Source organism: Cellulosimicrobium funkei (genome assembly GCF_001019615.1).
Taxonomy (GTDB): domain Bacteria; phylum Actinomycetota; class Actinomycetes; order Actinomycetales; family Cellulomonadaceae; genus Cellulosimicrobium; species Cellulosimicrobium cellulans_E.
The window spans coordinates 302,126-323,452 of sequence record NZ_JNBQ01000002.1; the positions used below are offsets into that span (position 1 = coordinate 302,126).

Here is a 21,327-nt window from a genome sequence, read left to right on the forward strand (position 1 = left end):
CTCGATCCTAGGGAGCGGACCGCCCCGTCGCTCCCGCCGCCCGTTCGAGGAGCAGCCGGCGCTCGTGCCGGGTGGGTGCCAGCGCGGCGGCGTGCTCGAGGACGTCCGCCGCCTCGGCGTGGCGGCCGAGGCGCGTGAGCAGGTCGCCGCGCACGGCGCCGTAGAGGTGGTGGCGCGCGAGGCGCGGGTCGTCCGCGACGGCGTCGAGCACGAGGAGCGCGGCCTCGGGACCGTCCGCGTAGCCCACGGCCACGGCGCGGTTGAGCTCGACCACGGGGGAGGGCGCGACCGACGCCAGAGCGTCGTAGAGCGCGACGATCGCGTCCCAGTCGGTGTCGGCCCACGTCGCGGCGCGGGCGTGGCACGCGGCGATCGCGGCCTGGAGCGAGTAGGGCCCGAGCGCCTTCCCGGCGCGCGTGCCGAGCGCGAGCGCGCGGTCGAGCGCGGCGAGGCCGTGCCGCACGAGGAGCAGGTCCCAGCGGGAGCGGTCCTGGTCCTCGAGGAGCACGGGCTCGCCGTCGGGCCCGGTGCGCGCGGCGAACCGTGACGCCTGGAGCTCCATGAGCGCGACGAGCCCGTGCACCTCCGGCTCGCCCGGCAGCAGCCCGGCGAGCACGCGTCCGAGGCGCATGGCGTCCTCGGCGAGCTCGCGCCGCACCCACGTGTCGCCCGACGTCGCGGCGTACCCCTCGGTGAAGACGAGGTACACGACCTCGAGCGCGGCGGGCACGCGGGCGGCGAGCTCGTCGGCCTGCGGGACGTCGACGGGGACGTTCGCCTCGGCGAGCGTCCGCTTGGCGCGGGAGATGCGCTGCCCGACCGTCGCGGACGGGACGAGGAACGCTCGGGCGATCTCGTCGGTCGTCAGGCCCCCGACGAGGCGCAGCGTGAGCGCGACGCGGGACTCGCGCGGCAACACGGGATGGCACGCGACGAGGACGAGCGCGAGCAGGTCGTCGCCCACGGGGTCGTCGACGATCGCGTCGGGGGCCGGGACCGACCCGACGAGGACCGCGCCGCCGTCGCCCGGGCGCGCGACCGCCGTCGTCCCTGCGCCGGACCGTGCCCCGGGCGCGGCGAGGTCCGCCGCGAGCCGCGCGTACTTCGCGTCGCGCGTGCGCTCGCGGCGGACCAGGTCGACGGCGCGGCGACGCGCGACGGTGGTCAGCCACGCGCCGGGATTGTCCGGGACGCCCTGCTCGGGCCACTGCTCGAGCGCGGCGACGAACGCCTCCTGGGCGACCTCCTCGGCGAGGCCGACGTCCCGCAGGGTCCGGACCAGGCCCGCGACGAGCCGTGGCGACTCGATGCGCCACACGGCCTCGACGGTGCGGGAGACGTCGGTCATCGCGGTGCCCGTGCTCGCCGGGTGACCCTCAGGAGCCCTGCTGGGCGCGGATCTGCTCGGCGAGGCGTTCGTCCTTCTCGCGCTGCTCGGGCGTGTATTCGGCGCCGAAGTCCTCGATCTCGAAGATCGGCCGGATCTCGAGGACCTCCTCGAGCCCCATGCTGGGGTCGCTCGGGCACTTGCGGGCCCACTCGACGGCCTCCTCGAGCGAGGAGACCTGCCAGATCCAGTACCCGGCGACGATCTCCTTGGACTCGGTGAACGGACCGTCCACGACCGACGTCTCGCCCCCGCTGAACACGACGCGCGCGGCCTTGGCGGTGGGCTGGAGGCCCTGGCCGTCGAGCATGATGCCCGCCTTTGACGAGCTCCTCGTTGTACGCGCCCATCTGGGCGAGCATGTCCTGCGTGGGAGCGATCTTGTCCTCGTCGGCCCCGGTGCCCTTGATCATGACCATGACGCGCATGACGTTCCTCCTCGGTGAGTGCCCCCTCGACCCTAGTGTCGTGAAGGCGTGTTCACCCTGACGTCGGACGGCGACCCCCCGGTCTTCGACACGCGCCGCCGACGAGTTCTTCCGGAGCGTCAGCGGAACCGCTGGACGGCGAGCGGGGCGGCCTCCGCGAGCCCTCGCACGGCCGGGTGGTCGGCGCCGGGGGCGGTGCCGGCGAAGACGTCGCGCAGCGCGCCGGAGGCGACGAACGTCCCGTCGGCGAGCACGTGCACGGAGGGGCACATCCGCTCGACGAGCTCCAGGTCGTGCGAGACGAGCAGCACCGCGGTGCCGAGCTCGGCGGTCGCGTCGGCGAGGCGCCGCACGACGTCGCCGCGCATCGCCGGGTCGACGGCGGTGAGCGGCTCGTCGAGCAGCAGGGCGCGCGGGCGCGTGGCGAGCGCGACGGCGAGCGCGACGCGCTGCTTCTCCCCGCCCGAGAGCGAGTGGATCGTGCGCGGCGCGTACCGGGGCTCGAGCGCGACGTCGCCGAGCAGGTCCTCGACGGACCGCCCGCTGGGGCGGCCGGCGCGCCGCGCGTCCTTGAGCGCCGCGGAGAGCGTGCGGTCGACGGTCCAGCGCGGGTCGATCCCGATCCCGGCGAGACCGTCCTGCGAGACGCGTCGGACGTCGGCGGTGAACTGCTTCTTGTCCCGGCGCGACAGCTTGGTGACCGTGCGCCCGGCGTACGTGACGTGGCCGGCCGTCGGCCGGACGAGCCCGACGAGCGCGCGCACGACCGTGGACTTTCCGGCGCCCGACTCGCCGACGATCCCGACCGGCGGAGCGCCCGGCGTCACGTCGAGGTCGATGCCGTGGACGACGTCGGGCCCTCCGTAGCCGGCGGCGAGGCCGGTGGCGCGCAGGATCGGGGTCGTCGTCGTGCTCATGGGTCACCTTCTGGTCGTCGGGGCCGGGCGGGCGGTCCGGGGCCCCGCTCGTCCGACGAACGACGCTACCGCGGAGTTCCGTGGCGTCGCTCACGGGCAGCGCCCTGGCGGCACGCGGCGACGTCCCCCGGGGCCGCCTGCCGGCCTGAGCCACGAGGCGCGGTAGCCTGGGGCACTCGACCAGGATCCTCGAGCCCAGGTGGTCCGTCGACCCGCGCCGCGGCACCGTGCCTGTGCGCGGCGACCCGGACGGAGGAGCACGTGACCAGGACGGTCGACGAGCCGGAGCTGCTGGCGCCCGGCGAGGCGGTGGACCTCGACAACTGCGCGCGCGAGCCCATCCACGTGCCCGGCATGATCCAGCCGCGGGGCGTCCTGCTCGTCGTGCGTGAGTCGGACGGCGTGCTGCTCCAGGCGTCGGCCAACGTCGAGCGGTACCTGGGGACCTCGGCCGAGGAGCTCGCGGGCCGCCCGCTCGCCGACGCGCTGGGTGCGGACCCGGCACGCCGGGTGCTCGACCACGCCGCGAACGTCGGCGACCTCGCCACGCGCAACCCCGTCACGCTGACCCTCGACCGCTGGGACGGGGCGTCCGTCGTCGTGGACGCCGTGCTCCACCGGCCCCCGCTGCCCGCCGACGGTCCGGAGACGGAGCCGGTGCTCGTCGTCGAGCTCGAGTCCGCGGCAGGCGCGCGCCCCCTGACGTTCCCCAACACGTACCTCGCCGTGCGGCACGCGCTGCGCGACCTCGAGCGCGCCGCGACCCTCGACGAGCTGTACGACGACGCGGCCCGGCACGTGCGCGAGCTGACCGGGTTCGACCGCGTGATGATCTACCGCTTCGACGCCGCGTACAACGGCGAGGTGGTCGCCGAGGCACGCCGCGAGGACCTCAACGCGTTCCTCGGGCTGCACTACCCGGCGTCGGACATCCCCCCGCAGGCCCGGGCGCTGTACGAGAAGAACTGGATCCGCCTCATCGCGGACGTCCACTACGAGCCGCAGCCGATCGTCCCGACGCTGCTGCCGACGACGGGCGCGCCCCTCGACCTCACGTACTCCACGCTGCGCAGCGTCTCGCCGATCCACCTCGAGTACCTGCGCAACATGGGCGTGCGCGCGTCGATGTCGATCTCGCTGCTGCGCGAGGGCAGGCTGTGGGGGCTGATCGCGTGCCACCACTACGCAGGTCCGCACGAGCCTCCGTACGAGGTGCGCACGGCCGCGGAGTTCCTCGGGTCGGCGCTGTCCGTCCGGCTCGTCGCGCAGGCCGAGGACGAGCGCGAGGCCGAGGTGCGGCGCGCGGAGGGCGTCCTCGCCCACCTGGCGGCCGACAGCCGGGACGAGAGCGTCCCGATCGGCACCGCGCTCACGCGCTCCGGGTGGCTCCGCCGCCTCGTCCGCGCCGACGGCGCGATCGTCGTCGCCGAGGGCGGCCTCATCAAGGTCGGCAGCACGCCCGACGAGGACGGGTGCCGCGCCCTCGTGGCCTGGGTGCTCAGCCACGACGAGGACCTCGTCGCGACCGAGGCGCTCGGCCGCGACGCGCCCGACCTCGCGGCGCTCGCGCCCGATGTCGCCGGGGTGCTGGGCATCGTCCTGCCCGAGGGCCAGGTCGTCGTGTGGGTGCGCGACGAGGTGCTGCGGCACGTCGACTGGGGCGGCGACCCGTACAACAAGGCGATCGCGCAGCGTGAGGGCGAGACGGTCCGGCTCAGCCCCCGCAAGTCGTTCGAGCGCTGGCGCGAGGTCGTGCGCGGCCAGAGCGCGCCGTGGACGTCGGACCAGACGGACGTCGCCACGTCGCTGCGCGGCCACCTCGTCGAGGCGCTGTACCTGCGCGGGCGCAAGGCCGTGCGCGCGACCGAGGAGCTCCAGCGCAGCCTCCTGCCGGCGCTGCTGCCCGACGTCCCGGGCTGGACCCTCCAGTCCCGCTACGAGTCCGCCGGCACCGGGCTGGTCGGCGGCGACTGGTACGACGCCCTCGTGCTCCCCTCGGGCCGGCTCGCGCTCGTGGTCGGCGACGTCACGGGGCACGGGCTCCAGGCGGCCGCGACGATGGGCCAGCTCGGCACGACGCTGCGCGCGGCACTCGTGAGCACGGGATCGGCGGTCGAGGCGGTGGCGCGGCTGGCCGAGGTCGCCCGCTGGACGCTGCCGGGCGAGGTCGCGACGCTCGCGGTCGCGCTGCTGGACACGGTGAGCGGCGTCGTCGAGCACGTGTCGGTGGGCCACCCGCCCCTGCTCGTCGTCGGCCCCGACGGCAGCACCGCCTGGACCGAGAGCGCGAGCGTGCCGCCCCTCGGGCTCGTCGACCGGGTCCCGCCAGCACAGCGCGTGCAGGTACCGCGCGGGGGTGCGCTCGTGCTCTACAGCGACGGTCTCATCGAGCGGCGGGGAGAGTCGATCCGAGACGGCCTGGACAGGCTCGCGGCGGTCTTCTCGACGGGCCCGGACGTGGACGTCGACGGGATCGTCACCGCGGCGCGCGACCCGCGCTCCGCCGACGACGCGACGCTGCTCCTGGTGCGTCGCGACGCCTGAGGGCGGTGGCCGGGTCGGCGGTCAGCCGACGGGGAGGAGCGCGCTGCGCACCGAGGCCCCGGCACGGAAGACCGGGACGTCGAACCGTGCCCACACGTGCTTCTCGCCCGTGCCGGTGCGGCACCAGCCGACGGCCGTCGACGCCCGCTGCGCGAGCACGAGTCCGAACCCGCCCGCGCCCGGCGAGCGCCGTCCGGCGACCACGGGTGCGTCCGGCGAGTGGTCGACGACGTCGACGACGAGCTCGCGCCCGTCGCTGAGCAGCCGCACGCGCGTGGGCGGCAGGCCGTGGCGCAGGGCGTTGGTGGCGAGCTCGCTCGCGACGAGGACGACGCGCTCGGGCGTCGCCTCGAGCGCGCGGTCCGGCGGGAGCGGCCCGCCGGTGAGCAGGCGGTGCAGGCCCTCGCGCAGCGTCGCGAGATCACCCAGGCCGCGCAGCGGCCAGGAGCCGATCTCGACGAAGCCGACGGGGACCGCGGCGTGCTCGACGCTCACGCGCTGTCCTCGTCGGTCGGGTCGTCCGCGAGCTCGAAGAGGTCGACGACCCCGCTGAGCTCCAGCAGGTCGCGGACACGGCGCGGGACGCGCTCCAGGACGGGAGCTCCCGAGCCCGCGGTCGCGGCGTGGTAGAGCAGCCGCAGGCCGCCCGAGTCCATGAAGGTCACCTCGCCGAGGTCGACGTGGATGCGCTCGTTCGCGGACTGCGCGATCCGCAGCAGCTCGTCCTCGCGCCGGGCCTGGACCGCGGCGTCGATCTCGCCGCGCATGGTCCAGCGCGTGCCGCCGCTCGTCGTCAGGACGTCGCCGCTCGTCGTCGGGGTCACCGTGGTGCGCTCCTCCTCGTCCCGACACCGTGCCGGGCACCCGGGACACGGTACGCGGACCTGCCGACGCTCGCTCTGCGATCCGCCGCGTGGCGCGGATCTCTTCTGGTCGGACCCGGGCCCGGTGCCGGTCCCGCCGGACGGCGACGGGCCCGGACGACGTCGCGGACGACGTCGACCGGGCCCGTGGCGGGGCCGGACGGCTCAGCAGGTACGCGCGTCGAACGCGACCTCGACGGGCTCGAACCCGTCGACCGTCACGACGGCCGTCCCGGCGGGGACGGATGCCGCGCGCGACGCGAACGACTGGTACGCGCTCGCGCCCCGGGCGACGCCCGTGAACGTCCGCGTGCCGTACGGCGTCGCGAGCGTCACGTCGAGCGGCGCGTCGCCGTCGTTCGTGGCGCGGACCGCGACGTAGACCTTGCCGGCCAGGCACCGCGTCTCGGCGACGGCCGTCACCGGCGCCGTGCCGGCGTCTGCCGTCCAGCGCAGCTCGTACGCCTGCTCCGTCCCGTCCTCGGCGGTGACGCGCACCGTCGTCGTGCCGGGCACGGCGTCGGCGGCCTGGACCGCGACCGTGGCGTACGGGTCGTGCGCGGCCGCCTCGACGGCGGGCACCCCGCCCGCGACGGGCACGTCGTATGCCGTGACGGCCGGGTCGAACCCGGTGAGGGGCTCGCCGGCCAGGGTGATGCCCGACGCCGTGGCGTCGGTCCCCGTGCCGGGCACCTTGGCGAGGACCTCGATCTCGGAGACGACCAGGTGGGTGTTCGCCCGCGCCGTGAGGACGACGCGCACGGACGAGGTCCGGACGTCCGCGGGGATCTCGACCGCGGGCGCCGGGCCGTCCGGCGACGCGTCCACCGGGACGGGCGCGCCGACGTCGGTCCACGTGCCGCCCACGAGGGCCTGGAGCCGGACGGACTGCGCCCAGCTCGCGCTGGACCCGTCCTTCCAGAACCGCGTCACGACGCCGGTGACGTCGCGGTCGGCGGGGAGCGTGACGGCGAGCGTGTCGGACGACCGCTTGGTGCCGGACACCCAGTTCGACCAGGCCTTGTCCGTGAGGTTGCCGTTGACGACGCCCCCGACGGCGTAGCCCGGCTCGGTGAACGTCGCGCTCGCGGTCGTGCCCGCTGCGAGCGCGCCGTTGGCGGACGCGGCCTCGGTGACCTGGACGCGGACGGTGGCCGGGAGCGTGGCGCCCGCCCCGGCGTCTGCCGTGCCCGTGAGCTCGACGACCCCGACGGCGTCGTACGCGCCCGCGGGGGCGTCGTCCCAGACCACCGGGCGCTGGACCTCCGCGCCGCCCGCGGCGACCGCCGTGACGGTCGCGGGCAGGGCCGGGGTACCGCCCGCGTACGCCTTGGCGCGCGCGGGGAGCGTGGACGTGAGCTCGTCGACGACGACGGTCGCCGTCGCGGCGACCTCGCCGCCGGTCGGCGCGACCACGGTGCCCGTCACCTCGACGGTGCCGGGCTCGGCCCACGCGTCGTCGTCCGGCACGTCCCACGTCACGGGGAGCGCGCCGCGCGCCCCGTCGCGGTAGACGGGCGTGACGGTCGCGGGGAGCTCGGGCGCGGTGCCCGGCGCCGTGAACGCCTCGACCGGCTCGATGCCGAGGACCGTCTCGTCGACGATCCGCCAGCGCTGGTTCACACCCGAGTTCGCGAGGTACGTGCCCACGGGGGACCCGTCGGCCGTCGCCTGGCCGCCGACCTCGAGGAGGGTCTTCGAGGACGCGCTGACGAGCGTGAAGGTGCCGTCGCCGGTCGTCGAGAGGATCCACTGGGCGGCGAGCGGGGTGTCCGCGACGTCGGTGGGCGGGTCCTGGAGGACGGCGGACGTGTCGGCCGCGACCGCGAGCTGGCGGCCCGTGGCCGCGTTCGTCACGGCGTAGCGCGTGCGGTGCGTGCCGGAGCCCTCGGGCGCGCCGAGCGCCGTGAGCTCCCACGCCTGCTCCGCGACCGGCGCGTCGGTGCGGATCACGACGCCCGTGCCCGACGCCGACGGCGCGAGCGAGCGGTCCGCCTGCACGCCGTCGAGACGGTAGGCGTGCCCGTCCTGGACGAGCGCGGCGTCGTCCGCGACGCCGGAGACGCCGTCGACGACGAGCGTCGTCACGGACTCGGCCGGCACGACGAGCGTCGCGCTGGGGCCGTCCGCACCCGTCGTGACGTCCACCGGCTCGCCCTCGACGAGGTAGCCGGCCGTGCTCGTGACCACGGGGGTGACGGTCGCATCGGACCCGACCGCACCGAACTTCGACAGGTCGAGCGTCACGGCGCGCTCGCCCTTCGTGGCGTTGACGTGCACGACCGTCGCGGACGTGCCGTCGGCCGACACCGCGGCCGTGCTGCTGGCGTCGTCCGAGCGGATCAGCGAGTCGCCCGGCTCGATGTAGTGCGTGAAGTTCTGGGTCGCCCAGTACTTCGTGTTCGTGTAGATCGGGCACGTCTCGAGCGTGTCCTCGGCGGTGCAGTCGAACGGGATCTGGATCTCGCCCCAGTTCATGCCGTTCGCGCTCTCGCCGCCGGGCGCCATGTTGGCGTAGTCCTCGACCGGCTGCCAGAACACCCACGCGCTCGGCTCGAGCTCGCGCAGGTCGTCGACGATGTGCTGCGCGCTGCCGAGGCCGGACTCCATGGTCTCGAAGTCCTGGCCCGTCGAGCTCCAGTTGCCGCCGACCTCGCTCATCCACAGCGGCTTGTCCTCGCCCTTGGCGATGTCGCGGACCGTCGTGCGCTGGCCCGTGCCGTAGGTGTGGACGTTGAGCTGCGACACCTGGTCGCGGACCGCCTGCGGGTACGCGTTCCAGTTGGTCGCGAACGTGCCGGGGTTCGTCTCGTCCATCGCCGAGACCACGGCGTCGGTCGAGGAGCCTTCGAGCGCCGCGGCGAGCGCCGGGACGACCTTCGCCTGGAGCGCGGGGCCCATGTGGGCGCCCTCCTGGCGGCCCCCGGTGGGGTTGCCGTCGGCGCCGAGCTGCGTGCCCCAGTAGTTGGTGTTGGGCTCGTTGAACGGGTCGATCGTGTCGACCTCGATGCCGTGCGCGTCCTCGAGGCGCTCGGTCACGCCGACCAGGTAGGCCGCGAAGTCGTCGATGCTGTCCGTCTTGAGCTGGTCCGCGGTCGAGCTGAACCCGCCCGAGACGTACCCGCTCACGGTCATGAACCACGGCGGGGAGTTGCTGAACGTCTCCCAGTGCGTGACGTCGTCCTTGATGCGGTCGACCCACCAGCGCTGCGTCGCGTCGGCGTCCTCGTCCCAGTGGTCCGGGTTCTCGGGGTCCCACCAGTCCACGTCGGTGCGCGTCGTGCCCTCGGGCGCCTTCCACCAGCCGTCGACCGCGCCTCCGGCGCGCAGGTAGTCCGGCACGTCGGGGGCGTTCCCGCCGCCGACGTTGTAGCGCGCGATGTTGAGGTTGAGGCCCTCGTCGCCGAACACCATGTCCGCGAGCCGGTCGCGGATCTCGTCCGGGTAGCCGCCCGTCGCGTTGGCGAACCACACCAGGCTCGTGCCCCAGCCCTCGAACGGCGCGCCCGCGTACGACGGGTCGGGCGTCACGGTGACGCCCGCGACGTCGGCCGCGGCCGCCGTCGTGCCGGCCGCGGCGACCGCGCCCAGGGGCGAGGCCTGCGCGGGCAGGGCCGCGAGCGCGCAGCCCGCGACCAGCGCCCCGGCGCCGAGGCCTGCCACCAGCCGCGCGCTCGTCCCGTGGACGGCCCGACCGCCCGGGCTGCTCGTGCGGCGAGGACCGGGTGGTCCACCCCGCATGGTCGTGTCGGTGTCGGTCAGGCTCATCCCTGAGCCACCTCCTTCGCGTCGCTGCGAACCGGCGGGGTGCACCGGGTGCGGGTCGTTCCCGCGGGGTCTGTTCTGCCGAGGTAGAGGCGCGGTCTCGGCCTACCGGGCCTCTACCTCGTGGTACCGGGGCTCTACCTCGGCGGGGTCGGTTCGGCCGGGCGTCGTACCACGGCGACGCCGCGCGGCTCGAGCAGGAGCGCGCCGGTCTCCGGGGAGCCAGCGCCCGACGGCGCGAGGCGGCGGCCGGCGAGGACGTCGCCCGCGACGTCGGGCACCTCGACCGGACGCGCCGTGCGGTTGACGAGGAACCAGAAGTCGTCGGTCCCGTCCGTACGCACGGCGAGCTCGACGTCGCCGCGCACGCCCGCGGGCAGCTCGCTGCGCACGCCCGCGTCGTCGAGCAGGCGCGCGAGCACGGGGACGAGGCCGAGGCGGCCGAACCGCGTGGAGACGTATGCGGCGGAGCCGGCGCTCTCCCCGCCCCGGACCGTGCGGCGCGTCACCGCGGCGCGCCCGGACTGCTCGCCGGTCTTGTACCAGCCCAGCACCTCGACGTCGGGGTCGACGACGTCGACCGGCTCGGTCCACAGCGTGCCCTCGAGCTGCTCGCCCGCGACCTCGACCGTCGCGCTCTCGCCGTCCAGCAGCGGCGCGAACTCCTCGACGCGGATGCCGAGCAGGTCACGCAGCGCGCCCGGGTAGCCGCCGAGCCACGCGTGGTCGTCCTGGTCGACGACGCCCGAGAAGTACGTCGTCACGAGGTGGCCGCCGCCCTCGACGAACGCCGTGAGACGGTCGCGCAGGTCGGCCGGGACGACGTGCAGCACGGGCGCCACGACGACGTCGTACCCCGCGAGGTCCGTGGCCGTCGGCACGACGTCGGCGCGCACGCCGAGCGCGAGGAACGCCGAGTACCAGTCGAGCGCCTCCTGCCGGTAGCGCAGCCGGTCCGTGGGGTGGGAGTCGAGCTCGCTCGTCCACCACGAGTCCCAGTCGAAGACGATCGCGGCGCGCGCGGGTTTCTGCTCGCTCCCCGCGACGGGCGCGAGGTCGCGCAGCGTCGCGCCGAGCGCGACGACGTCGCGGAAGAGCCGCGAGCGCTCGCCCGCGTGCGGGAGCATCCCCGAGTGGTACTTCTCGGCGCCCGCCGCGGACTGGCGCCACTGGAAGTAGCAGACCGCGTCGGCGCCGTGCGCGACGTGCGTGAGCGAGTCGCGCGCGAGCTCGCCCGGCTTCTTCGCGACGTTGACGGGCTGCCAGTTCACCGCGCTCGTCGAGTGCTCCATGAGGAACCACGGCTTGTGCCGGGCGATGCCGCCCGTGAGGTTCGCGGAGAACGACAGCTCGTCCAGGGCCTGCGGCCCGGGGAGCACGTAGTGGTCGTTGGACACGAAGTCGAGCTCGTCCGCCCAGGCGGCGTAGTCCATGCCCTTCGTCTCGCCCATGACCATGAAGTTCGTGGTCACGGGGACGTCGGGCGTGATGCGGCGCAGGATCTCGGCCTCCGCGCGCAGGTACTGCCGCAGCGCGTCGGACGAGAAGCGCTTGAAGTCGAGCTGCTGCGTCGGGTTCGGGTGCGACGCCGCGAGGCGCGGCGGCAGGATCTGCTCCCACGCGCTGTACCGCTGCGACCAGAACGCCGTGCCCCACGCGTCGTTCAGCGCGTCGAGGGTCGTGTAGCGCTCGCGCAGCCACGCGCGGAAGGCCGCGGCGGCGTCGTCGGAGAAGTCGTCGACGTTGTGGCAGCCCAATTCGTTGGAGACGTGCCAGGCCACGAGCGCCGGGTGGTTCCCGTACCGCTCGGCCATGCGCTCCACGAGGTGCAGCGCGTGCGACCGGAAGATCGGCGACGTCGGGCGCCACTGCTGGCGCGCGCCGGGCCACAGCGTCTCGCCGGTACGCGTCTGCGGCAGGATCTCCGGGTGCTTGGTCGTGAGCCACGGCGGCGGCGAGGCCGTCGCCGTCGCGAGGTCGACGGTGATGCCGTTCGCGTGAAGCAGGTCCATGATCTCGTCGAGCCACGCGAAGTCCCACGTGTGCTCCGTCGGCTGGATCCGCGCCCACGAGAAGATCGCGAGCGAGACCACCGTCACGCCCGCCTCGCGCATGAGGCGCACGTCCTCGTCCCAGACCTCGCGCGGCCACTGGTCCGGGTTGTAGTCCGCGCCGTAGGACAGGCCCGACGGCGCGTACGCGTCGGTCGCTCCGACGGCCGCGGCCGTCGTTCCCGGCGGCGTGTGCGGCCCGGGACGGCGCAGCCAGCGGAACGGGGTGGGGGTGGACATGCAGGCTCCTCAGATGCTCGCAGAGCGGTGGACGACGCGGTGCGCCGCCGGTGGGGGCCGCGTGGTCGTGCCGGGAGGCACGACCACGCGACCGTGGGGGCGGCCGGGCACCCCGGCAGGCGCCCGGCGGGATCAGGTCACTCGTTGACGGTGAAGCCCTGCTCCGTGCCGTACTTCGCGGACGCGTCCTGCCAGGCCTTCAGACCGTCGGCGAGAGTCGTGCCCGAGACGTACGCCTGGCCGACCGTGTCGTTGAAGATCGAGTTCGCGTAGACCTGGAACGGCAGGTACGACCAGCCCTCGACGACGTCGGACGCCGACTGCGCGAGGACCTCGTTGATCTTCTGGCCGCCGAAGTACTCGGACTCGTAGCCCTGGAACTCGTCCGACCCGAGCTCGGCCGTCGTGGCCGGGAACGCGCCGCCGTCGACGCGCGCCTGCACGCCGTCGCCCGCGTTCGCGTACTCGAGGAAGCCGTAGGCGAGCGCCTGGTTCGTGCTCGCGGCCGGGACGGACAGTGCCGAGCCGCCGTTCTCGGCGCTCGCGGACGCGCCCTCCTCCCACTGCGGGAGCGGGGCGACGCGCCACTTGCCGGCGCCGTCGGGCACGCCCGACTCGAGGTTCGCGGGCATCCAGGCGCCGATCGCGAGCGTCGCGATCGTGCCGTTGCCGAGGCCCTGGTACCACTCGTCGCTCCACGAGCTGACCGGCGCGAGCAGGTCCTCGTCGATGAGCGTCTGCCACGTCTCCGCGAACTTCGTGCTGCCCTCGTCCGCGAGGTCGATCGTCACGTCGGTGCCGTCGACCTGGAACGGCTGGCCGCCGGCCTGCCAGATGAGCGACGTCGTGAAGCCCGCGTCGCCCGTGTCGTTGGTGATGTAGACGTTCGGGTCGGCCGCGTGCAGGGCGCGCGCCGCCTCGACGAAGCCGTCCCACGTCGTCGGCACCTCGATGCCGTGCTGCGTGAAGACCTCCTCGTTGTAGAAGAGGGCCATGGGGCCGGAGTCCATGGGCAGGCCGTAGATGCCCTCGCCCTGCTGGACCGCGCTCCACGGGCCGGGCGTGAACGTCCCGTCGAGCTCGTCGGCGCCGAAGGAGGACAGGTCGGCGACGGCGTCCGAGAGCGCGAACTGCGGGAGCGCGTAGTACTCGACCTGGGCGACGTCGGGCACGCCCTTGCCGGCCGCGATCGCGTTCTGGAGCGCCGTGTACTGGTCGTTGCCGGTGCCGGCGTTGACGAGCTCGACGTCGACGTTCGGGTACTTCGCCTCGAAGTCGGTGACGACCTGCTCGAGCGTGGGCTCCCAGGCCCACACCGTGAGGCTGCCGCCCTCCTCGAGAGCCGCCGCGACGTCGTCGGCCGAGCCGGCGTCCGCGCCGGAGTCGTTGCCTCCGGAGCTGCAGGCGGCCAGGGCGAGCGCGACGACGCCGGTGGCGGCGACGGCGCGCAGGGCGCGGGTGGTGCGGATGGACATGAGGGTTCCTCTCACTTCGTCGTCAGACGGATCGGGCGGGGTGGGTGTCTGGGGTGGTGCAGGGCGTGGAGACGACGCGGGGGCGCGTCACTCCTTGACGGACCCGGCCGCGAGGCCGGACTGCCAGTAGCGCTGGAGCAGCAGGAAGGCGGCGACGAGCGGGAGGATCGTCAGCAGCGAGCCGGTGATCACGAGGTCGAAGATCGCCTCGCCCCCGGCGGTCGCGGCCTGCGCGTTCCACGCGTTGAGGCCGAGCGTCAGCGGGTACCAGTCGGGGTCCTTGAGCATGATCAGCGGCAGGAAGTAGTTGTTCCAGGTCGCGACCATGGTGAAGAGCAGGACCGTGACGATCCCCGGAGCGAGCAGCGGCAGGGAGACCTGGAAGAACGTGCGGCCCTCGCTCGAGCCGTCCATGCGCGCGGCCTCGAGCAGCTCCGTCGGGATCGACTCGGCCGCGAAGACCCACATGAGGTAGAGGCCGAACGGCGAGATGAGCGACGGGATGATGACGGCCCACGGGGTGTTCGTCAGGCCCATCTGGCTGAACATGAGGAAGGTCGGGACGGCGAGCGCAGTGCCCGGGACGGCGACCGCGCCGATGACGGTCGCGAAGACGCCGCGCTTGCCCGGGAAGTCGAACTTGGCGAGCGCGTACCCGCCGAGCACGGCGAGGAAGGTCGCGCCGCCCGCCCCGAGCACGACGTACAGCAGCGTGTTGGCGAACCAACGGCCGAAGATGCCGCCGTCGTAGGTGAGCGTGCGCGCGATGTTGTCGAACAGCGCGAAGTCGCCGCTGAACCAGAGCCCGAACGAGGAGAACAGGCTCGACTGCGTCTTGGACGCGTTGACGACGAGCCAGAACAGCGGCACGAGCGCGTAGAGCAGGACGATCCCGGTGAGGACGGTCATCAGGACGCTGCGGCGCGGGCGGGCCACGCTGTGCGGGGCGCGTGAGCGCAGGCGCACGGGCTTGCGCGTCGTGGCGCTCGTCGTCGTGCGGGACGCGGCGGGGACCGCCGGGGTCGAGGGGGTCGTGGCGGTCATCGTCAGGCCTCCTTGCGCATGCCGCGCAGCTGGACGACGTAGGCCACGATCATCGTGAGGACGCCCATGATGATGGCGACGGTCGCCGAGTAGTTGTACTGCTGGCCGGAGAAGGACAGCGAGTACGCGTACAGGTTCGGGGTGAAGTACGTCGTGATGGCGTTCGGCGCGACGCTCTGGAGGATGCTGGGCTCGTTGAAGAGCTGGAACGAGCCGATGATCGAGAAGATCGTGGCGATGACCAGCGAGCCGCGGATCGCGGGGATCTTGATGGCCCGCACGACCTGCCACTGGGACGCGCCGTCGAGCTCGGCCGCCTCGTAGAGCGACGTGGGAACCACGCGTAGCGCCGAGTAGAAGATGAGCATGTTGTAGCCCACGAACTCCCAGGTCACGATGTTGCCGATCGACAGCAGCACCCAGTCGGGGGAGAGCGGGTTGGGGATCGCCGTGCCGAGCGCGTCGTTGATGTTGGCGACGAGGCCGAACCGCGTCCCGTACATGAACCCCCACATGAGCGTCGCGACGACGGCCGGGACGGCGTAGGGGAGGAAGATCGAGATGCGGAAGAAGTTGCGCCCGTAGAGCCGGCCCGAGTCGATCGCGAGGGCGACGAGCAGGGCGATGCCGAGCATGATCGGCACCTGGACCACGAGGAACAGCCCGACGCGCGACACGCCCGACCAGAACTGCGGGTCGGAGAAGGCGCGCGCGTAGTTCTCGAACCCGACGAACTGGGTGCCGCCGACCATCTGGGTCCGGAACAGGCTGAGGTAGATCGAGTAGGCGATCGGCGCGAGGAACACGAGCGCGAAGACCGCCATGAACGGCCCCACGAAGCCCCATCCGGTCCACGAGCGCCGTCGGCGCCGGGCCGGGAGGGACGAAGGAGCGCCGACCGGTGGCCGGTGCCCTGCCACGGGTGGGGACGTCGTCGTCATGCTGGGGGTCCTCGTCATCGGGGGACGGCGACGTCGGTCGTCGCCGGTGTTTGCGTAAACATGAGCATGGCACGAGGTTCGGTGTTTACGCAAACATCGCCTACGCTGGTCCGTGACCGGCCACGATGTCGGTCCGGCCCAGGTACTGTGCCGACACCACGAGGACGAGGAAGCCATGACCGACGGGCTCGACGACGAGACCCCCGCCCTGACGCGCACCGGGGGAGCTGCCGTCCGCACGGCACGGCGCGTCTCGATGGCCGACGTCGCACGCGTCGCCGGGGTCTCCGCGCAGACCGTCTCCCGCGTCTCCAACGGCCACCCGGGCGTCGTCGAGGCGACGCGCTCGCGCGTGCTCGAGGCCATGACCGAGCTCGGCTACCGTCCCAACAGCGCCGCCCGCGCGCTCAAGAGCGGCTCCTTCCGCACGATCGGCGTGATCCTCTTCTCGCTCGCGACCACGGGCAACGTCCGCACGCTCGAGGCCATCGCGACGTCCGCCGCCGCCGAGGGCTACGCCATCACCGTCATCCCCGTCGCCGCGCCGACGCAGGACGGCGTGCACGGCGCGTTCACGCGCCTGGGCGAGCTCGCCGTCGACGCGATCATCCTGCTCATGGAGGTCCACCTCCTCGACGTCGCGCGGGTCAGCCTGCCGCCCGGCGTCCAGGTCGTCGTCGCCGACTCCGACGCCGGTGAGAGCTACGCCGTCGTGGACACCGACCAGGCCGACGGCACGCGCCAGGCCGTGCAGCACCTGCTCGACCTCGGCCACGAGACGGTGCACCACCTCGCCGGGCCCGCGCTCTCGTTCGCCGCGGAGCGCCGCACCTCCGCGTGGCGCGCGACGCTCGAGGAGGCCGGGCGCGAGGTGCCGCCGATCGAGCGGGGCGACTGGTCGCCCTCGTCCGGCTACGAGGCAGGGCTCCGCCTCGCGCAGCGTGACGACGTGACGGCCGTGTTCGCCGCCAACGACCAGATGGCCCTCGGGCTCGTGCGTGCCCTGCACGACGCGGGCCGGCGCGTGCCGCAGGACGTGAGCGTCGTCGGGTTCGACGACCTGCCCGAGTCCAGCGAGTTCCTGCCCCCGCTCACGACGGTCCACCAAGACTTCGCCGAGGTCGGGCGCCGGCTCGTCGAGCAGGTGCTCCGACAGGTCCGCGAGGGCGTCTACGAGACCGGCACCCGCCTGGTCCCGACCCGCCTCGTCGAGCGCGCGAGCACCGCCCCGCCCCCGGGGTAGAACCCCGGCCGCGAGGTAGAGCCGTGGTTCCTGTGCCCGACGGCGTGTGGCTGGCCTGGGTGGTCGGGGTGGGTGGTGGTGCCGCGTCTACCATCCGCCGCTCGTTCCTCGCGGCTCCCGCCAGGCCCGCCACGACGCGGCACCACCACCCACCCCGCCCTGCGCCGTCTTGCCCTGGTAGTCGCTCACCCGGGCGACTGCCGGCGGTGTCTGTTCGCCCATGCCGCGCGGGGCGGGCAGCGTTCTGGCTCGGCGGAGGGTCAGTCGTCGGCGACCCAGGCGCTCGGGTCCTCGACGACGCCGCGCAGGACCTCGCGCGCGCCGCCGGTGAGGGCCGCGTGGTCGCCGACCGGGGCGGGGAGCAGGACGACGTCCGTCCACGGGGCGGCGAGGACGCGCGTGCGCAGCTCGGCCTCGGCCGCGCCGCGCAGGTAAGGCAGGAGCGCGGGGTAGATGCCGCCGAGCAGCACGGTGTCGATGTCGACGAGGTTCACGTAGTCGGCGAGCGCGCTGCCGAGCGCGGTCCCGGCCTGCTCGACGACGGCGAGCGCGGCGGGCTCCGCGGCGTCGAGCGCGGCGACGAGCGTCTCGGTGGGGGCGTCGACCGGCAGGCCCGCACCGCGCAGGAGCGCGTCCTTGCCCGCGTACTGCTCGAGGCAGCCGGTCGCGCCGCAGCGGCAGCGCGGCCCGCGCGGGTCCACGACGACGTGCCCGACCTCGCCGGTCCAGCCGTGGCGGCCGTGGAAGAGCCGGCGGTCGACGACGATCGCGGAGCCGATGCCGACGTCGCCCGACACGTAGAGGTAGGTGGACGGTGCGGGCGCGGTCGCGTCGTCGGGCACGACGCCGCGGCTCGCCTGGGCGAGCGCGGCGAGCTTGGCCTCGTTGCCGATCTCGACGGGGACGTCCGGGTCGAGGCCGAGGAGGCGGACGGGGTCGAGGTGGGACCAGCCGAGGTTGGGCGCGACCTCGAGCCGTCCGGCGCGCGTGTCGACGAGGCCGGGCAGGGCGAGGCGCGCTCCGGCGACGGTCATGCCGTCGTCGCGGACCGTCGCGAGGAGGTCCTGCGCGATGCGACCGAGCCGGGCGAGCACCTCGGCGGGATCGCTGTCGTGCAGGTCGTCCGGGTCGACGTGCTCGGCGACGACGGCGCCGGTGAGGTCGAGCACGCGGCCGCCGAGGTAGTCGACGTTCACCTCGAGGCCGAGCCCGACGAGCGAGTGCGGCGCGGGCGCGAGGGGGACGGCGGGCCGTCCGGCGCGCTGCGGGGTCGCGGGAGGGAGCTCGGCGACGATGCCCGCGGCGACGAGCCGGTCCACGAGGGTCGAGACGGTCGCGCGCGTGAGGCCGCTCGCCGCGGCGATGTCGGCGCGCGAGCAGGGGTGGGCGGACTCGAAGACCGCGCGGGCGACGAGGGCGAGGTTGTGCTCGCGCAGCGTGGCCTGCCGTGCTGCTGGGGGACCCGTGCGGGTCGCGACGCTGCGGTTCACGGTCTTGACCTTACCGACCCGGGCGGATAAGTTCATCCGTAAGACAAAAATAGGCCGTCGACGCGAGGACCGCGTCACGGCCCTCTCGACGAGGAGACCACCGTGGCCGACGAGACCACCCGACACGACACAGACATCAACTTCTCCTTCGGTCTGTGGACCGTGGGCTGGACCGCGCAGGACCAGTTCGGCAGCGCGAGCCGTCCCGCGCTCGACCCGGCCGAGTCCGTGCGCCGCCTGGCCGACCTCGGCGCGTGGGGCTTCACGTTCCACGACGACGACGTCGTGCCGTTCGGCGCGGACGACGCCGAGCGCACCAAGCGCCTCGACTCCGTGCGCCAGGCCGCCGAGGACACGGGCCTCGTCATCGAGATGGTGACGACGAACCTGTTCAGTCACCCCGTGTTCAAGGACGGCGGCCTCACGTCGAACGACCGTGGTGTGCGCCGCTACGCGCTGCGCAAGGTGCTGCGCAACGTCGACCTCACGGCGGAGCTGGGCGCCAAGACGTTCGTCATGTGGGGCGGCCGCGAGGGCACCGAGTACGACGGCGCCAAGGACCTGCACTCCGCGCACGAGCGCTACGCCGAGGGCCTCGACCTCACCGCGGCGTACATCAAGGAGAAGGGCTACGACCTCAAGATCGCGCTCGAGCCCAAGCCGAACGAGCCCCGCGGCGACATCTTCCTGCCGACCATCGGCCACGCGCTCGGCCTCATCGCGAAGCTCGACAACGGCGACATCGTGGGCCTCAACCCGGAGACGGGCCACGAGCAGATGGCGGGCCTCAACTACACGCACGGCCTCGCGCAGGCGCTGTGGGCGGGCAAGCTCTTCCACATCGACCTCAACGGCCAGCGCTCGATCAAGTTCGACCAGGACCTCGTGTTCGGCCACGGCGACCTGCTCTCCGCGTTCTTCACGGTCGACCTGCTGGAGAACGGCTTCCCGAACGGCGGCCCCACGTACACGGGCCCGCGCCACTTCGACTACAAGCCGTCGCGCACCGAGAACGAGGTCGGCGTGTGGGACTCCGCGCGCGCCAACATGGAGACCTACCGCCTGCTCGCGCGCAAGGCCGCGGCGTACCGCGCCGACAGCCGCGTCCAGGAGGCGTTCGCGCACTCCGGCGTGTTCGAGCTCGGCCAGCCCACGCTGGGCGAGGGCGAGTCGGTCGCCGACCTGCTCGCGGACCGCAGCGCGTACGAGGAGTTCGACGTCGACGCCGCGGCGAACCGCGACTTCGGCTTCGTGCGCCTCAACCAGCTCGCGCTCGAGCACCTGATCGGCTGAGGTGACGACCGACGCCAGGACGTCCGACGCCGGCGGCGAGCGCACGCTCGTCGCCGGCGTCGACACGTCCACGCAGTCCTGCAAGGTCGTCGTGCGCGACGCCGCGACGGGCGCGCTCGTGCGCACGGGCTCGGCCAAGCACCCCGACGGCACGGAGGTCCACCCCGACGCGTGGTGGGACGCGTTCCGCGAGGCCGCGTCCGCGGCGGGCGGGCTCGACGACGTCGCGGCGCTCGCCGTCGGCGGCCAGCAGCACGGCCTCGTCGCGCTCGACGCGGACGGGAACGTCGTGCGCGACGCGCTCCTGTGGAACGACACGCGCTCGGCGCCCGCGGCGCGCGACCTGATCCGTGACCTCGGCGAGGCCCGCCTCGCCGAGGGCGTCCCCGACGCTCACGACCGGGTCGAGTCCGCGACCGAGGCGGGCGCCCAGGCGTGGGCGGACGCGATCGGGTCCGTGCCGGTCGCCTCGCTCACGGTGACGAAGCTGCGCTGGCTGCGCGACGCGGAGCCGGAGAACGCGGCGCGCGTCGCCGCCGTCGCGCTGCCGCACGACTGGCTCACGTGGCGCATCGCGGGGTACGGCCCGGCGGGCGACGAGTCCGCGCCGCTCGGCCCGGACCTCGACGCGCTCGTCACCGACGCGTCCGACGCGTCGGGCACCGGCTACTACGACGCGACCAGGGACGACGGTCCCGACGGCCGGGGCGCGTACCGCCTCGATCTCCTCGAACTCGCGTTCGGCCGGACGGACGTCGTGCTGCCGCGCGTCGTCGCACCCTCAGCCGTGGCGGGCGTCGCGCACGCCTCGGTCGCAGGCAGCGCGGTCGAGGGCGGCACGCTGCTCGGCCCCGGTGCGGGCGACAACGCGGGCGCGGCCCTCGGCCTCGGCATGGTCGCGGGCGACGTCGCGGTGTCGATCGGGACGTCGGGCGTCGTGTCCGCGGTGACCGACGACCGCACGGCGGACGGCTCCGGCCTCGTCAACGGGTTCTCCGACGCGACGGGCCGCTACCTGCTGCTCGCGGTGACGCTCAACGCGAGCCGGGTGCTCGACGCGGCGCGCGCCGTCCTCGGCGTCGACCACGCGGGGCTGTCGCGGCTCGCGCTCCAGGCGCCCCCCGGCGCGGACGGGCTCGTGCTCGTGCCGTACCTGGAGGGCGAGCGCATGCCCAACCGCCCCGACGCGTCCGGCACGCTGCACGGCATCCGGCTCGGCACGTCGACTCCGGAGCACCTCGCGCGCGCGTACGTCGAGGGCATGCTGTGCGGCCTCGCGGACGGGCTCGACGCGCTGCGGGCGCTCGGCGTCCGGGTCGAGCGCGTGCAGCTCATCGGCGGCGGCGCGCAGTCCGAGGCGGTCCGGCGCATCGCGCCGCAGGTCCTCGGGCTGCCCGTCACGGTCCCTGAGCCTGGCGAGTACGTGGCCGACGGCGCCGCGCGCCAGGCGGCCTGGGTCCTCGCCGCGCACGCGGCGGGCGGCTCCGGGGCGGACGTCGCCCCGCCCACCTGGGCCGCGTCGTCGGCCACGGTGGTCGAGGCCGACCCGGTCCCGGCCATCCGCGAGCAGTACGCGGCGGTCCGCGACCTCGTCTGACCTGGACCCGCCCCGCCCGCTGAGTGCATGAAATAGTCGCGTCCGAGAC

The 21,327-nt window shown here is 74.1% G+C and carries 15 protein-coding genes; 4 read left to right on the forward strand and 11 right to left on the reverse strand.

Features of this window, described 5'->3' with window-relative positions; genetic code table 11:
• Positions 1 to 7: 7 nt before the first annotated feature.
• From FB00_RS03790 to FB00_RS03800, 3 genes are all read right to left on the reverse strand, one after another.
• Positions 8 to 1,348: an RNA polymerase sigma factor gene (locus FB00_RS03790; RefSeq protein WP_047231485.1), complete on the reverse strand. Its 1,341-nt coding sequence runs from the start codon at positions 1,346 to 1,348 to the stop codon at positions 8 to 10.
• A 28-nt stretch (positions 1,349 to 1,376) separates the two neighbouring features.
• A complete protein-coding gene (locus FB00_RS03795) occupies positions 1,377 to 1,697 on the reverse strand; it encodes a YciI family protein (protein ID WP_231581696.1) in 321 nt (106 codons plus the stop codon).
• A 237-nt stretch (positions 1,698 to 1,934) separates the two neighbouring features.
• Positions 1,935 to 2,732, reverse strand: a complete 798-nt coding sequence (locus FB00_RS03800; RefSeq protein ID WP_047231486.1) for an ABC transporter ATP-binding protein — start codon at positions 2,730 to 2,732, stop codon at positions 1,935 to 1,937.
• A 261-nt stretch (positions 2,733 to 2,993) separates the two neighbouring features.
• Between FB00_RS03800 and FB00_RS03805 the strand changes: the two genes are divergently transcribed.
• Positions 2,994 to 5,276, forward strand: a complete 2,283-nt coding sequence (locus FB00_RS03805) for a SpoIIE family protein phosphatase (RefSeq protein ID WP_047231487.1) — start codon at positions 2,994 to 2,996, stop codon at positions 5,274 to 5,276.
• Between the two features lie 21 nt (positions 5,277 to 5,297).
• Here FB00_RS03805 and FB00_RS03810 read toward each other — a convergent pair whose 3' ends face one another.
• From FB00_RS03810 to FB00_RS03840, 7 genes are all read right to left on the reverse strand, one after another.
• Positions 5,298 to 5,771 carry an ATP-binding protein gene (locus tag FB00_RS03810; RefSeq protein WP_156532764.1) on the reverse strand — a complete coding sequence of 158 codons (474 nt, stop codon included), beginning with the start codon at positions 5,769 to 5,771 and terminating at the stop codon, positions 5,298 to 5,300.
• A complete protein-coding gene (locus tag FB00_RS03815; RefSeq protein ID WP_047231488.1) occupies positions 5,768 to 6,100 on the reverse strand; it encodes an STAS domain-containing protein in 333 nt (110 codons plus the stop codon). Before FB00_RS03815 ends, FB00_RS03810 begins: the two co-directional genes overlap by 4 nt.
• Positions 6,101 to 6,304: 204 nt before the next feature.
• Complete coding sequence (locus FB00_RS03820; protein WP_231581697.1) at positions 6,305 to 9,907, reverse strand: Ig-like domain-containing protein; 3,603 nt, start codon at positions 9,905 to 9,907, stop codon at positions 6,305 to 6,307.
• A gap of 134 nt (positions 9,908 to 10,041) precedes the next feature.
• Positions 10,042 to 12,195, reverse strand: coding sequence for a beta-galactosidase (locus FB00_RS03825; RefSeq protein ID WP_082140950.1), 2,154 nt, complete (start codon positions 12,193 to 12,195; stop codon positions 10,042 to 10,044).
• 137 nt (positions 12,196 to 12,332) lie between these two features.
• Complete coding sequence (locus FB00_RS03830) at positions 12,333 to 13,670, reverse strand: ABC transporter substrate-binding protein (protein WP_047231489.1); 1,338 nt, start codon at positions 13,668 to 13,670, stop codon at positions 12,333 to 12,335.
• Positions 13,671 to 13,757: 87 nt separating this feature from the next.
• A complete protein-coding gene (locus tag FB00_RS03835) occupies positions 13,758 to 14,714 on the reverse strand; it encodes a carbohydrate ABC transporter permease (RefSeq protein WP_047231490.1) in 957 nt (318 codons plus the stop codon).
• A gap of 2 nt (positions 14,715 to 14,716) precedes the next feature.
• On the reverse strand, positions 14,717 to 15,655 hold the full coding sequence (locus FB00_RS03840; RefSeq protein WP_047231491.1) for a carbohydrate ABC transporter permease: 939 nt from the start codon (positions 15,653 to 15,655) through the stop codon (positions 14,717 to 14,719).
• 175 nt (positions 15,656 to 15,830) lie between these two features.
• On the opposite strand from FB00_RS03840, the gene FB00_RS03845 reads away from it, so the two are divergent.
• Complete coding sequence (locus FB00_RS03845; protein WP_231581698.1) at positions 15,831 to 16,898, forward strand: LacI family DNA-binding transcriptional regulator; 1,068 nt, start codon at positions 15,831 to 15,833, stop codon at positions 16,896 to 16,898.
• A gap of 260 nt (positions 16,899 to 17,158) precedes the next feature.
• On the opposite strand, the gene FB00_RS03850 is transcribed toward FB00_RS03845, so the two are convergent.
• On the reverse strand, positions 17,159 to 18,388 hold the full coding sequence (locus FB00_RS03850) for an ROK family transcriptional regulator (RefSeq protein ID WP_231581699.1): 1,230 nt from the start codon (positions 18,386 to 18,388) through the stop codon (positions 17,159 to 17,161).
• A gap of 102 nt (positions 18,389 to 18,490) precedes the next feature.
• Here FB00_RS03850 and xylA point away from each other — a divergent pair, with 102 nt between their 5' ends.
• Together xylA and FB00_RS03860 are read left to right on the forward strand one after the other, a co-directional pair.
• On the forward strand, positions 18,491 to 19,681 hold the full coding sequence (gene xylA / locus FB00_RS03855; RefSeq protein WP_047231493.1) for a xylose isomerase: 1,191 nt from the start codon (positions 18,491 to 18,493) through the stop codon (positions 19,679 to 19,681).
• 1 nt (position 19,682) lies between these two features.
• Complete coding sequence (locus FB00_RS03860) at positions 19,683 to 21,278, forward strand: xylulokinase (RefSeq protein WP_047231494.1); 1,596 nt, start codon at positions 19,683 to 19,685, stop codon at positions 21,276 to 21,278.
• Positions 21,279 to 21,327 lie beyond the last annotated feature (49 nt).

Excerpts from the sequence above, each read along its gene's own strand:
- FB00_RS03845 (WP_231581698.1), top strand. The coding sequence starts at position 15,831 with ATGACCGACGGGCTCGACGACGAGACCCCCGCCCTGACGCGCACCGGG.
- FB00_RS03830 (WP_047231489.1), bottom strand. The coding sequence starts at position 13,670 with ATGTCCATCCGCACCACCCGCGCCCTGCGCGCCGTCGCCGCCACCGGC.
- FB00_RS03800 (WP_047231486.1), bottom strand. The coding sequence starts at position 2,732 with ATGAGCACGACGACGACCCCGATCCTGCGCGCCACCGGCCTCGCCGCC.
- FB00_RS03820 (WP_231581697.1), bottom strand. The coding sequence starts at position 9,907 with ATGAGCCTGACCGACACCGACACGACCATGCGGGGTGGACCACCCGGT.
- FB00_RS03795 (WP_231581696.1), bottom strand. The coding sequence starts at position 1,697 with ATGCTCGACGGCCAGGGCCTCCAGCCCACCGCCAAGGCCGCGCGCGTC.
- FB00_RS03825 (WP_082140950.1), bottom strand. The coding sequence starts at position 12,195 with ATGTCCACCCCCACCCCGTTCCGCTGGCTGCGCCGTCCCGGGCCGCAC.
- FB00_RS03840 (WP_047231491.1), bottom strand. The coding sequence starts at position 15,655 with ATGACGACGACGTCCCCACCCGTGGCAGGGCACCGGCCACCGGTCGGC.
- FB00_RS03790 (WP_047231485.1), bottom strand. The coding sequence starts at position 1,348 with ATGACCGACGTCTCCCGCACCGTCGAGGCCGTGTGGCGCATCGAGTCG.
- FB00_RS03835 (WP_047231490.1), bottom strand. The coding sequence starts at position 14,714 with ATGACCGCCACGACCCCCTCGACCCCGGCGGTCCCCGCCGCGTCCCGC.